Source organism: Nonomuraea mesophila (assembly GCF_004352805.1).
Taxonomy (GTDB): domain Bacteria; phylum Actinomycetota; class Actinomycetes; order Streptosporangiales; family Streptosporangiaceae; genus Nonomuraea; species Nonomuraea longispora.
This window is the reverse complement of record NZ_SMLD01000237.1, coordinates 1-12007: the sequence shown is the minus strand read 5'-3', so window position 1 is coordinate 12007 and position 12007 is coordinate 1. Positions and strand designations below refer to the sequence as shown.

The window sequence follows — 12007 nt, the reverse complement described above, 5'->3', positions numbered from 1 at the left end:
GGTCGGCTCCGGGTCGTCGGGGCGGTAGGGGTGGCGGCCGGCGCGGGCGGTGTCCAGGTGGACGATGTTCGCGCCCTTGTCGTCGCCGGCCTCGGCGGGCTCGGCGGGCTCGGCGGCGTGCTCGGGGTCGGTGGCCGGGGCGCCGCTCGTGGCCGGTTCGGGCTGGTCGGGCTGGTCGGGTTGATCGGCGTGGTGGAACGGGTCGTGCGTCATGATGGGGTCACCTCGTGTGCGTTGCAGCGGGCGGGGCGGCAGGGTGCGGCCGGGTCTTGGCGGATGTGGCCGCACCCTGCGTGTTCGTGTGGTGGAGGCTGGCCGGCGTGGTCGTCACGCGGCCTCCTCGGTGAGGGCGTCACGGACGGCGCGGGCGTCGTCCATGCCGCAGTGAAGCGCCTGCCTGAGCTTGTTGGCGCTGGGGTTGGCGGGCAGGGCGCCGGCGGCGATGAGGATCTGTGCGCGTTCGATCAGCGGGGCAACCTCGGCGGCGGTTCGCCTTACCCGATCACCGGTGTTCGCGCTGTACGTAAGGCCGGTAAGCCCGCCGTCAGCCGCCCCGCCGGTGGGGTCCAGGCGGGCGAAGGCGGCCAGGATGATGGGCAGGGCGGTGACGATGGCCACGGCCACAATCGGCCCCAGCACATGCAGCACCAACCGCGATAGCGAGAACTCCACGGCGCTCCACGGCAGGTACGGCCAGGCGTTCATGCCGAGGGTCAGCCCGAGGAACAGATACTCGATCCTGATCAGCTTGCGATCGTTGAGCGGTTGCCCTTGGGTGCCGAGATAGGCGCGAGCGCCCACGATGACCAGGAGGGCAATCGACATGAACGGTTCGACCAGCCAGGCGAAGATCCAGCCGGGTGACCAGGCCGGCGCGCCCTCGGCGGCGAAGTGCTGAACGCCGGCGGTTGACCAGGCCAGCGCCAACGTCAGCGCGACCATCGCCGCGGCGACCAGCAGCCGCCGCATCCGAGCGGCCTGCCATGCCCGCATCGCCGGGTCCTGCCCGAGTAGATGCAGGCGAGCGGCCTCGTGGGCCTTCTTGCGGCGCTTGCGCAGCCGGGGCGTGTCCAGCAGCAGCGGCGTGTCGTCGGTCTGGAGCGCGGCCAGTTGCCGGGCCTCGGCGACTTCGGCGCGCAACTGCCGTACCCGCCGGGTCTCTCCCGCATCGTTCGGCTCGGCCAGCGGTGCGGGCGGCGTAGGCGGCGCGAGTTCGGTCAGGTGTCGTTCGATCTCGGCCAGCGCGCGGGAGATGTCTTCCGGGCTCGGCTCGGGCGTCGGTGTGGCGGTGCTCATGCTGCCTTCCTCCAATCGGTCTGGTCGGCCTGGTCGGTGCGGGTGGCGGCTTCCTCGGCGCAGTCGAGGCAGATGCCCAGATGGCGCGGCAGCACGTAGCCGGCGTCACGCAGGCACTCGGGGCAGGTGCGGCGGGCGGCGTTGGCCTTGCTGAGGGCGGCGCGCTGCCGTGCGGTCGGGGTGCGCTTGGGCAGGGCGAAGCGCACGTCGTAGAGGTAGGCGGCGCGCACGCCGGGCGCACCGTGGCGACGCGAGCGCCACAGCACTTGGGCCTGTACGCCCTGACCGCCGGGCCGCAGCCCTTGGGCGGTGAGCTGGCGCAGCGTGAGCAGGTGCGCCGGGGCCATCTTCCACGGGTAGGTGGGGATGCCGTACCGGCTGCCGGTCGGGTCCCAGAACGTGGCGCGGATGCGCGACATCACGCCACCTCCAACCCGGACAGTCGCTGAGCGGCACGCGAACGCATGGCCTCGTACAGCTCGGTGATCTGGGCGTGGGCGTCGATCTCGGCGGCGGTGCGGCCGGCCCAGATGCCGAAGGTCGGGCGGGTGTCGAGGGCGTACTGGTCGCACAGCAGGCGGGCCGGGCAGGTGGCGCACACCTCGCGCGCCACGGCCTCACGGGCGGCGCGCTCGGCGCTCGTCTCGACCGTGAGGCGCGGGCCGGTGTGCAGCTCCGGGTCGTAGGTGCACTCGGGCAGCAGCGGGTCGGTATCCCCGCCCCACAGCGTTTCGATCTCGGCGAGCGACATGCAGGCCGGGTGGATCGACAGGTCCGGACGAACCATGATGGTGGTACTCCCTTTGGAGTCGAGCGGGGGCGGCTCAGGTCTTGGCGGATTGGGGCCGCCCCCAGCGGGTGAGACAGTTCAATTGCTGACGGCCTTGATGAACTCGGCGAGCTGCTGCGCGCCGCTCACGGTGGCCTCGAACGCCCACTTGACGGCCACGGCAGCGCCGGCCGGGTCGGTGAAGAGGTAGATGACGAAGCCGATCAGGAACAGCGTGGGCAGGAACCGACCGAGGCTCTTGGCAGGCTGCATCTGCATGGGAAGCTCCCTTGGGGGTGGGGTGGTGGCCGGCGAAGCAGCCGGAGTGCCCCGGCAGGGAGTCGAACCCCGTCTGCGACCATCGGGGGCGGTAGAGCGGTCAGCCGAGAAAATCGCGCAGCATGGCCTGGTGGGCGCGGAACACGCGACCGGCGTAGTGGCCACTGAGGTAAGCGACCAGGTGGGCGTAGCTGTCGGCGCGGACCCATGCGGCGCGCTTGGCGTCGTCCGCCCCCACCACGGTGGGCAGATCGACAGCGAACAGAGCGCACAATTTGAAGGTGACGGGCACGGTGACCATCCACGCTTCATCGCTGGCGCGCGGGTCGGGCACGTATCGCGCCGGGAGCACCTGGCGAGGCACGCTCGACAGGTTGAGGCAGGTCTCCTCTTCCAGCTCACGAACCGCTGCCGCTTCCGGGTCCTCACCGGGTTCGACGTAGCCGCCAGGAAGCGCCCAGCCATGCCCGTCGGAGCGTTCGACCATGACCAGCCAGCGGCTGGCCTGAGTGTCGGCGGTGACGATGGCGTCGGCAGCCACCTGCTCTCCCCAGTGGCCAAGCTCGTTGCGGCCGTAGCGGATACCGGTCCGCTCACACGGATTGACTGGACGACCGTCGACCACGCGGAACGGAATCGCCGCGGCGGCCTGACGGGGCGCCCAGTCGATCAGGGAAGGGTCGGTGATGGGATCGGCCCACTTCTGCGTGACGCCGGTGGTGAGAACCTCGGGATGCGTGTACGTCCTCATAGTGGATCTCTCTTCGATCAGGGGACGGGGATGGCGGAACCGGCGCAGTGGCCGGTCGTGCCCCGGCAGGGAGTCGAACCCCGCCGTGCGACCATCGGGGCGATTTCCAAGCTGTGTGGCGCCGTGACCGGGCGCGTTACTGCTGGACGACCTCGGCGGGTGCTTCGGCCTTGAGCCGGGCCAGCAGCGCCGAGGCGTGCCCGCCCCGGGACTCGCACCCGAGGTGTCTGGTCAGGCCAAAGAGGAGACCAGCGTGCACAGCCCGAAAGCCGTGGATGCTGGCCTCCGCAAGCGATGACCGGCCATCGGCCGGCCTCGTGTACCCGCCCACCCCCGAGGGAAGAGAGGCCTGGCGGGCGCGGCTCTATTTCCGGCGCCGCCCCTTGCCATCGACGGGCATGCGGCGCCGCAGGTCACGGTCGTACGTTCGGCGGACGCGCGGATCTTCGGCGCTCCAGTCCGGTCGGCCGAACCGGTCGGCGGCCTCACGGGTCAGCCGACTCTGTGCCTTGTCGTAAGCCTGGTCACGCGGAGTCTGTGACATGCTGGATGTCTCCTTTGTTGTGGAGCCGGCGGCGCGCTTTGCTCTTGGTCGGGTTGGGCGCGCCATCACCGGCGGATGAACATGGGGGACAGGCCTCCTCTCATGAGCATTTGCGGCATCGGGTTGAGGAACGCGGGTTGACCGCGCCGCAGCGACACACCCAGGTAGAAGGGGTGCCGGGCGGGAGCCAGGGCGACGGCGGCGGCTTGGGCTTGCCCATCACATCCCGCTCTCTCTGGGCGGGTGCAGCGTGGCTGTACATCGAATCCGGTCTCCCGATCGATCGATGGTCGGCCCTGGCGAGGTGGACTCTCGCCGGACCCCTGACGGTCGAAAGGCCAGGAAGAGCCTTCCGTCCGTGCCCGCCCCAAGGGCTTGCACCCGGGCGCCGGCGTCGTACCGGACGGGCTTGAGGCGCACCCCCGGCAGATCACCCGGTGGCCACCTCGACATAGACCCGGACGCTGGGCTGAACCGGGGCCGAAGGACACAGCCCCTTGATCGCCGTAACGGAGAACGTCTCGCGCAGCGTCAGAACGGCATCGGCGACCTCGGCCGGCGTGCCGACTAGGCGGATGGACAGCATGAAGCACTCCTTGAGATGGTGTGGAACACGAGAAAACGAGCCGAAAGGTAGGCGCCCCGGCAGGGAGTCGAACCCTGCCTACGACCATCAGGGCTGTCGGAGCTGGAGAGCGGCGGCGCTAGCTGGCCAGCTGGTCAGGCTCAAGCGAGAAGAACAGCACATTGAGCGTGTCCGCGCGGGTCTCACGCTTGGCCAATTCAAAAATCTGGGAGTAGACATCCAGGCGGGAGGTGCCCGCCGGGATGTCCACTGTGTTGCAGAGCGTGGCGTTGCCGAAACCGCCGTTGCCCACGGGCCACTGGACCGTGATCAGCCACATGTACTTACGCGAAGCGGTGCTGTTGCCGTTCGGCCGCTGACCGCTCGTGGTGGTGACGTGCTCCATTGCGATGATCCCTTCGGTGGTGGTGCGGACGCGCCCCGGCGGGGAGTCGAACCCTGCCTGCGACCATCGGGGCAACCAAGCAAAGAGGTAGGCGTGCAAGGCCGAACGCCTTGCACAGGCCGCCTTTTCGGTGCGAGGCGGTGACGCGGATTCTCTTGTCAGGTGGCGTGTGCTCCAGCCCGTTGGCGTGCGGCTTGCGCCGCCTTCCCAGGTCTTCCGGCTGTGCATGCTGTCCAACATGCCTAGGCAGGTTGTACAAGCATCATGCTGACTGGCTTGGCTAGTCATGTCAAGCAACATGCTCAACTTGGCTAGGAGTGTTGTTCAGGCACCGGTAGGATCCAGAGCATGAAGCTCGATCCAGACGACCCCAGGCCGCCCTACCTTCAGGTGGCTACTCAGCTCAGAGCGGCCATCCTGACCAGGAAGTTCGTGCCGGGAGAGAAGTTGCCTTCAGGGCCAGAACTCGCCAAGACCTTTGGCGTGGCAAGGCAGACAGTCCAGCAGGCAATCCGGGAGCTCCGAGAAGAAGGACTGATCGTCTCCCGTCAGGGGAGCGGCGTATTCGTGCGCGAGAAGACCGCACGCCCAGTTGGCCTGCGTCCTCATATCGAGGAGGCGTTCAAGCGACCAGAGGTCTTCATCGACTTCGCCGGGTTTTCTGGGGAGACGTTGCACGGCGCAGTCCAGGAAGCACTGGACAGCATTCGCGCCGGGCGCCTGACTCCAGAGCGCATCTCGATACGGCTTCTCCTACCAGACACTGATCGCCCCTGGTCGCTCCCGTGCCGAGCAGACAGCGGGCAGGATGAGCCCCTTTTCAGACAGCGCGCCGAAAAGATCACATCACGGCACGCTCAGGCCATTGTGGATTCCGTGCACGAACTCAGGGATCTGGGCCTGGTGGCACAAGCAACAGCTCAAGTTCGAATCAGTGGGGAGCCGCCGCGCTTCAAGATGTACGTCATCAACAAGGAAGAGGCGTTCTTCGGCTACTACGCCGTAGCGGAGCACACTGTGGCATTGGGCGGAGCGCCAGTCACGATGTTTGACCTGATGGGCAAAGACACCGAGCTGTTCCACTTTGCGCTGAGCGACGGTCCGGACTCTACGTCGGCACAGTTCGTACAGCAGTCGTCCGCGTGGTTCGATGCGTTGTGGGACAACGTGGCACGCGAGGTGGCCTGATGGCGTTGTCCGGGGTCGACACCGTACGGGCTGTTCTGAGCAAGACACAGTGCTTGCTACTCGACTTCGACGGCCCGATCTGCGACATCTTCGCAGGACTCTCAGCGGCGACGGTTGCCGCCAATCTCCGTGCCACGTTGGAGGCAGCCGGCGCGTCGCTTTCACCGCAGGTTCGCAGCACGGACGACCCTTTGGAGGTGTTCCGATTCAGCGCGTCGCTCAGCGATGACTTGACCCATCTCACACTGAGGACTCTCACCGAGCTGGAGGTGAAGGCGGCTGCTACGGCGCGGTCCACACCTGGCGTAGCGGACCTCATGGAGTGCGCACGCGACAAAGGCATGACCATTGGGATCGTAACGAATAATTCAGGCGCAGCCGTGGCAACCTTCCTGGACCGGAAACGGCTCGCCGATCGGGTGGATTACGTTTCGGCACGCTCTGCGGCAGACCCTTCGCTAATGAAGCCGAACCCTCACCTGCTCAATCAGGCACTCATTCGTCTGAATGCCGACCCATCGGTCACCTTGCTGGTTGGGGACTCGACAACGGATATCGAGGCATCCAAGCTCGCTGGAGTTTTCGCGATCGGCTATGCCAACCGGCCTGGGAAGGCCGAGCGCCTTACCGAAGCCGGCGCCGATCTCATCGTAACAAGCATGGAAGAGCTGATAGCTTCGCTAGCATAAACAGCCTCCAACGAGGCCGTGTACATTGTGCGTACAGGAAGGCAGGCGTCATGGACGCATGGTTACAGGTCCTCAGCACTCTGGCGGCTGCCGTCATAGGAGGTGTGATCGCTCCGCAGATCACGCAGGCAAGGGAACGTCGTGCTGCACGTGCCCTGGTCCGTGAACGCATAGCCGATGTGGAGTCGCTTCGATGGCTAGAAGATCCATATCTGGAATACAAACGCGCGTTGGCAGCGCTGGAGGCCGCCGCGCTTATCGCGAGGGTTCCCCGTGATGTAGTACAACGCTACATGCAAGCCGCTGATGCGGCCCGCAGTGTGATGGAGGAAGCTCCCGGCGCAGGGCCCAATGGCGAAGATGTTAGCTTCATGCCTGATGGCCCCGAAACCCTAGCCCATGCCAAATCTTTAGATCAGCTAAGCGCAGCCCTATGGCATCCGTGGCTTGCCCGACTGTCGGGAATTTCTCGCCGCCTAAGAAAATAGATCCTTCATTTTCCATCCTCATCGCCGCGCGTCTCTATCATCCGCTGCATTGCTTCAAGCTCTGCCGCATCAGCCCTTGTCGCCCCATGAGCCAACACATTGCGAGCTATAGCTACCACATTTAACAACACGAATATAAATGAAATACCAGCCATCACGAAGAGCACTTGTTCAAGCGTGGACGGCAGGCGAGATGCAGCAGCTCTGTACATAACGACGAGGATTATCGATCCAACGTTTATACCAATGTTGACCATGAAAGGCGAGAGGAAGATTGCAAAACCCCGAGGATGGATTTTCAACCGTAGCAAGTATTCGTTCGACAGCATGGTTATCACTAGAGCGAATGCGGCCACCATCACCCCAAGCAAGGCTCCTACCAGCGTAAGGAAATCCCCTGCGACAGCTATGCGCTCAGAAACCTTAGTATTGGGTATTAAGACGCCACACCCAACACCGCCCAAGAGCAATGCGAAAACGCCCTCAATGCCGAATAATTTCCCTGCAGGCATGTCTCGAATGTTTTTCCAAAATCCAAAATCTTTACGATTCAAGCCCACGCACACTCACCTCCTTTCTTGCTCAGCCTGCCTTGCACGAGTTGACCGCTGATACCTTCGGCGTACTACGTTCAAGATATCTTGTGCAGTTTCGAGCCAGCCGGGACCGAGCTCATCAGTACTTTCTCGGGCAACTTGATGTCTCTGGTCGTACGTGACTTTGCGCCCGCCCCGAACTCCTTTGGCGCTCACATAGCCGAATCCGTTGGTCGCCATCGCAATGTGTTCTCTTACGCGCTGATCCTCTTCAACATTTCTCAGCCCCACATCTGGGTCTGCTGCCTCCATTATCTGACGCAACATCCGCGCCTTATGCCTATCCATGGCATCCCACACAGAGCCAAACTCGTCCAATCCGTCAGGATTGGGCAGGCGGGCGACTAGATTGACATGCTGAACGGAATCTACGGTATGCAGCCAATGCACAAAATCCGATTCATCGAGAATCGGCTCAACTGACCACTCAGTCGAGGGCCACTGTCGCCGCTCCTCCCCCTGCCTTAATAGAGTTTCAAAGACTTGGGCGACGGTAGTCTCACTGAAACTTGGATGCTTTAGCACGCCCAGATACCTGCTCTGAGCATGGAAAATAAAGGGTGCACGTGCAGATACCGCAGCGGGCTCTACCGAGTCCTTCCACGTTTTTGTCACGGTATCGAATTCATCCGTAACACGCTCACTCTGCCTATGCCATCCGATTTGTCCACTAAGAACTGTCCCGTTCTCCAGGAGGGACTGGTTCCCCAAGATCCAGTCTCGGACGTTACTACGCCGGCCAGCAGTTACGGACTGCCCGAAGCTCAGGACTTCCAACATGTGATCCATGACAGATGCCGGCTGACTAGCCCCGATGGTCTGAGCAGCTCGCGGTCGCCGATTCACTCGGTAGAGGAGCACCGTGCCTATCTTGCCTGTGAACCATGGATCTGAGGCGCGAGCCTCTTGTGTGTCCTCGCCTGCCATCACGCGGTTGGTCACCTCCACTACACAACCGCTGGGCGACGCACCAGCGTTACATCACCTACCTGGGCACCTCCAGCATGAGCGTTCCCATATGGCCCTGAACAGTGGAGCTTCGTACGCGCCGTAGGGCGACGAACGTGCGACTCCCTATGTCTAGTCATCAGGACAAAGATGGTCTTGTTAGGAAGCCTCTCAGCGCTCTGAGGTTGAGGCACGAGCCTTGATCTTTCCCAATGCCTTCCCCAGGCTCATCAATAAGGCGGCGATGCTAGGCAACTTCGCTGGTCGCGGGGATGCGGGTGGTGTACTGAGTCTTCCCCTACGGATCAGAAGGTTACGGGTTCGACTCCTGTCGGCCGCGCACATTTGAAAGGCCCGCCACCAGGGATTTCCTGGAGCGGGCCTTCGTGTTTGTCAGGACAATCTCGCGATCTTGCTAACAGGGTTGCTAACACCACGCTCTCTGGTCGTTGATCGCTTTGGCGAAGACCTCCGCGGCCGACGCTTCCGCCGCGCGGATCACGTGGGCGTAGACCCTCAGGGTGATCGACGGGTCAGCGTGGCCGAGGCGGGCGGCAACGACGTGGACCGGCACACCGGCCAGGAGAAGCGTGGTCGCGTGGATGTGCCTCAGATCGTGGAGCCGGGCATGCGGTAGCGGGTGGTCCGGGTAGGTCTCGTTGTAGCGCTTGATCAGGATTGGGAACAGCGAGCTGAGCGTGTCCGGGTGGACGGGCTCGCCCCAGCCGGTCGTGAACACGTAGTCGCCACCGCCTCGCCACTCAGGGCCGACTTTGAGCTTGTCGGCGGCCTGCATCTTGTGCTGGTTGCGCAGGACGGTGATGGTGCCATCGTCAAGGCTGACGATGCGCTTCCTGCCACTCTTGGTGGTCCCCTCGATGCGCGCGCCGTCGATGAAGGACGCCGAGCCCCTGATGACCAACTGCTTGGCATCGAGGTCCACGTCCGACCAACGGAGGTGGAGGAGCTCGCCACGACGCGCGCCGGTGTAGGCCGCCAGGTGGAAGAAGGGCCAGAGACGGTGATCGCGGGAGTACCGGAGGAACGTCTTGAGCTGGTCCGTGGTCCAGACGGTGCCCGGCTCCCTGATCTCGCGGCGGGGACGCTTGGCCTTCTCAACCGGGCTGGACGAAAGCAACTCGTCGACGTTTACCGCGTCGCGGAAGGCCTTCCGGAGGATGGCGTGGACGTAGTCGACCGTACGGGAGGATAGAGGTCGTCCGTTCTTGCCGCCGCCGGCCATGAGGTCCCGGTACAGCTTCGTGATCGTGGATGCCCGGACTGCCTGAAGTCGCAGAATGCCGATGTTGGGTTTGACGTATCGGTTGATCATGTGCCGGTAGTCGGCGAGCGTCTTGGGCTTGATCTCGACTGCATGGGCCTCAATCCACTCGTCAAGGTACTCGCGGACGGTGATCGTGTTGCGGTCGACATACTCGCCGCGCCGGGCTTTGATCCGTGCTTCGTCGCGGGCGGCCTTGGCGTCGTCCTCGGTGGCGAACCCTCCTACCCATCGAGGCTTGCTTTCGCCCGTCTCGGGGTCTCGGACTCTGATCACGTATGACCAGGTGGTGCCGCGCTTCATGACGCCGTCGCGCAGTTTGGGTGCCTTCTTCTTGCGCGGTCGCTCATCTGGCGTACCGATGAGGATCTTGGTCATACGGCGGCCTCCTTCCTGGTCAGGTGGGTGATGTAGTCGGTAAGTGCGGAGACGGGGATGCGGCGGGAGCCGTCGATGCGGATCGAGGCGACGGCGCCGGTGGCGAGCAGTTGGTAGAGCTTGCTGCGCGAGATGGACAGGGCTTCTGCGGCCTCAGGGACCGTGAGGAGCAGCCGGGTCATGGGCGGCTCCCAAGGTCGTGTTGGGAAGTCGGCAGCGGTGTCTCGGTGAGGGCGGCGGCGAGGAGGGCGTCTCCGAGGGAGTGGCCCTTGCCTGCGTACTCCCATGTGCTGATGACGAGGACGGTGTCTTCGTCGAAGAGGGGGAGGCGGCCGGTGGTGATGTCGTTGTCGCGGGCGTGGTGTTCTCGGTCGGCGCGGAGTTCGCCGAGGGTGGTGGAGTAGTGGCGGGATCGGGTGGAGAAGTGGCCGCGGAAGCCGAGCATGTGGGCCCAGTCGGTGAGGCGGAGGTCGGCCAGTTCGGGTTGGGTGCCGAGCTGTAGGCAGGTGGTGATGAGGCGGCGGGCGTGGTCGCGCAGGTTGTACTGCTCCAGGTCGTCGAGGGGGTTGATGCGGCGGTCGAGGGTGCCGACGCATTCGGCGGCTTTGGTGGCGTACTTGGCGATGTAGCCGGCGACGGCTTGTTCGGTGAGGTCGCCGTGCAGGGTGATGGGGCGGATGTCGAGCTGAGTGCCCCAGCGAAGGACGCGTTCGGGCTGGCCCTCGTGGGAGGGTGCGGTGGCGGAGACGGCTTTGGCGGCGTGCTGGATGGCTTGGGTCAGGGTGTCGGTGGTGGCCCAGGCCGGTGGTGGTGCGGTGGGCCCGCCGGGGCCGTCGAGGCGGATAACGGCGTGGAAGTGGACGACGCCCCGCCGCTGGTATTCGGCGACCTTGGCGAAGGAGAGCGTCAGGTGGTGGCGCAGCTCTTTGAGGAGCAGTCCGCCGAGCTTGGCGAGGTGGCGGCGTAGGGAGTCGGCGAAGCGCTTCCACAGCAGCGGGGCCAGGGCGTTGAACAGGACGCTGCCGGTGTAGTCGTAGCAGTCGGGGCAGAGCGGTTCGCCGAGGCGCGGGTCGTCCTTGTGGTGGCGTTCGGTGCAGGACATGCCCCGGCCGTGCGGGCAGGTGGTGGCGTTGCGGCGGGCGTGGCAGGGCTGGACCTTGCCGCCATGCTCGCGGCGGGCGTGGACCGCGCCGAAGGACGGAGCGGTCAAGGTGACGAACAGCGTCGGGTGACCGGTCACGGTCTCCGGGACGCCTTTGCCGCCGATGAGGCCGGCGCGGATGAGGTGATAGGTGTCGGCGCGGTAGGTCTCGGCGCAGGCGGGGCAGCGGGTGGCGCGGCGGGTCTTGCACGGGACGCGTAGGACGCCGTCGGGCTCGGTGCGGGTGGTGTAGCGGTGCAGCAGTTTGCCGGTGGCTTGGTCGTAGTGGTCGACCTTGCCCCGGAGGTGGATGGGCTGGCGGCAGCCGCCGGTGTGGCGGACCTGGCTCGCCCAGCGGTCGTAGTCGGGCCGGTTGAGGCGCTTGATCATGCCGGTGATGGCGTGCGCGTTGGCGTGGGTTGCAGGCAAGATGGAGACCTCCTCTCACTCGTTCGGGTGATGGGGATGGCCCCCGACCTGGCGTTCGTCTTGGCGGATGTGCGGCCAGGCCGGGGGCGCTGCGCTATGCGCCGTGGTTGTCGATGCCGGTGCCGTCGCAGTCGGTGCAGCGGGCGTTGTCGGTGTCGATGCCGGTGCCGTTGCAGGTGCAGCAGCGGTAGTGGATCACCGGCTGGGTTTCGGGCACGGGGCTATCTCCTTTCTCGTGGGCGGGTGGTCAGGTAGACG

At 65.0% G+C, this 12007-nt stretch carries 18 protein-coding genes; 3 read left to right on the top strand and 15 right to left on the bottom strand.

Annotated features, from left to right (window positions below; genetic code table 11):
• From E1295_RS44375 to E1295_RS44345, 9 genes are all read right to left on the bottom strand, one after another.
• The coding region (locus E1295_RS44375) for a hypothetical protein (protein WP_220449204.1) at window positions 1-213 on the bottom strand (213 nt) is incomplete at its 3' end.
• Between the two features lie 114 nt (window positions 214-327).
• Window positions 328-1296, bottom strand: a complete 969-nt coding sequence (locus E1295_RS44370; RefSeq protein WP_132640797.1) for a conjugal transfer protein TraI — start codon at window positions 1294-1296, stop codon at window positions 328-330.
• Window positions 1293-1715 carry an RRQRL motif-containing zinc-binding protein gene (locus tag E1295_RS44365; protein WP_132640795.1) on the bottom strand — a complete coding sequence of 141 codons (423 nt, stop codon included), beginning with the start codon at window positions 1713-1715 and terminating at the stop codon, window positions 1293-1295. The genes E1295_RS44370 and E1295_RS44365 overlap by 4 nt, the downstream gene beginning before the upstream one ends.
• A complete protein-coding gene (locus tag E1295_RS44360; RefSeq protein WP_132640793.1) occupies window positions 1715-2083 on the bottom strand; it encodes a WhiB family transcriptional regulator in 369 nt (122 codons plus the stop codon). Before E1295_RS44360 ends, E1295_RS44365 begins: the two co-directional genes overlap by 1 nt.
• 81 nt (window positions 2084-2164) lie before the next feature.
• On the bottom strand, window positions 2165-2344 hold the full coding sequence (locus E1295_RS44355; RefSeq protein WP_132640791.1) for a hypothetical protein: 180 nt from the start codon (window positions 2342-2344) through the stop codon (window positions 2165-2167).
• Between the two features lie 100 nt (window positions 2345-2444).
• The gene (locus E1295_RS44350; RefSeq protein ID WP_132640789.1) at window positions 2445-3095 is read right to left on the bottom strand and encodes an NUDIX domain-containing protein; all 651 of its coding nucleotides are present in this window, start codon (window positions 3093-3095) and stop codon (window positions 2445-2447) included.
• A gap of 136 nt (window positions 3096-3231) precedes the next feature.
• A complete protein-coding gene (locus tag E1295_RS52110; protein ID WP_281284809.1) occupies window positions 3232-3354 on the bottom strand; it encodes a hypothetical protein in 123 nt (40 codons plus the stop codon).
• 715 nt (window positions 3355-4069) lie between these two features.
• Window positions 4070-4225 carry a hypothetical protein gene (locus tag E1295_RS49465; protein ID WP_166427717.1) on the bottom strand — a complete coding sequence of 52 codons (156 nt, stop codon included), beginning with the start codon at window positions 4223-4225 and terminating at the stop codon, window positions 4070-4072.
• A 118-nt stretch (window positions 4226-4343) separates the two neighbouring features.
• Window positions 4344-4850, bottom strand: coding sequence for a hypothetical protein (locus tag E1295_RS44345; RefSeq protein ID WP_132640787.1), 507 nt, complete (start codon window positions 4848-4850; stop codon window positions 4344-4346).
• A 108-nt stretch (window positions 4851-4958) separates the two neighbouring features.
• Between E1295_RS44345 and E1295_RS44340 the strand changes: the two genes are divergently transcribed.
• The 3 genes from E1295_RS44340 to E1295_RS44330 are packed head-to-tail and all read left to right on the top strand — an operon-like array spanning window position 4959 to window position 6975.
• Window positions 4959-5798 carry a GntR family transcriptional regulator gene (locus E1295_RS44340; RefSeq protein WP_132640785.1) on the top strand — a complete coding sequence of 280 codons (840 nt, stop codon included), beginning with the start codon at window positions 4959-4961 and terminating at the stop codon, window positions 5796-5798.
• Window positions 5798-6487, top strand: coding sequence for an HAD family hydrolase (locus E1295_RS44335; RefSeq protein WP_132640783.1), 690 nt, complete (start codon window positions 5798-5800; stop codon window positions 6485-6487). The genes E1295_RS44340 and E1295_RS44335 overlap by 1 nt, the downstream gene beginning before the upstream one ends.
• A 50-nt stretch (window positions 6488-6537) precedes the next feature.
• A complete protein-coding gene (locus E1295_RS44330) occupies window positions 6538-6975 on the top strand; it encodes a hypothetical protein (RefSeq protein WP_132640781.1) in 438 nt (145 codons plus the stop codon).
• 5 nt (window positions 6976-6980) lie between these two features.
• Here E1295_RS44330 and E1295_RS44325 read toward each other — a convergent pair whose 3' ends face one another.
• From E1295_RS44325 to E1295_RS52105, 6 genes are all read right to left on the bottom strand, one after another.
• The gene (locus tag E1295_RS44325; protein ID WP_132640779.1) at window positions 6981-7535 is read right to left on the bottom strand and encodes a hypothetical protein; all 555 of its coding nucleotides are present in this window, start codon (window positions 7533-7535) and stop codon (window positions 6981-6983) included.
• A 6-nt stretch (window positions 7536-7541) separates the two neighbouring features.
• Window positions 7542-8351, bottom strand: a complete 810-nt coding sequence (locus E1295_RS44320) for a DUF4747 family protein (protein ID WP_484214007.1) — start codon at window positions 8349-8351, stop codon at window positions 7542-7544.
• Between the two features lie 595 nt (window positions 8352-8946).
• Entirely contained in the window at window positions 8947-10179 is a 1233-nt protein-coding gene (locus E1295_RS44315) for a tyrosine-type recombinase/integrase (protein ID WP_246081136.1), read from the bottom strand.
• Window positions 10176-10361, bottom strand: coding sequence for a helix-turn-helix domain-containing protein (locus E1295_RS44310; protein ID WP_132640775.1), 186 nt, complete (start codon window positions 10359-10361; stop codon window positions 10176-10178). The genes E1295_RS44315 and E1295_RS44310 overlap by 4 nt, the downstream gene beginning before the upstream one ends.
• A complete protein-coding gene (locus tag E1295_RS44305) occupies window positions 10358-11710 on the bottom strand; it encodes a replication initiator (RefSeq protein WP_132640799.1) in 1353 nt (450 codons plus the stop codon). The genes E1295_RS44310 and E1295_RS44305 overlap by 4 nt, the downstream gene beginning before the upstream one ends.
• Before the next feature lie 133 nt (window positions 11711-11843).
• Window positions 11844-11966 carry a hypothetical protein gene (locus tag E1295_RS52105; RefSeq protein ID WP_281284808.1) on the bottom strand — a complete coding sequence of 41 codons (123 nt, stop codon included), beginning with the start codon at window positions 11964-11966 and terminating at the stop codon, window positions 11844-11846.
• Window positions 11967-12007 lie beyond the last annotated feature (41 nt).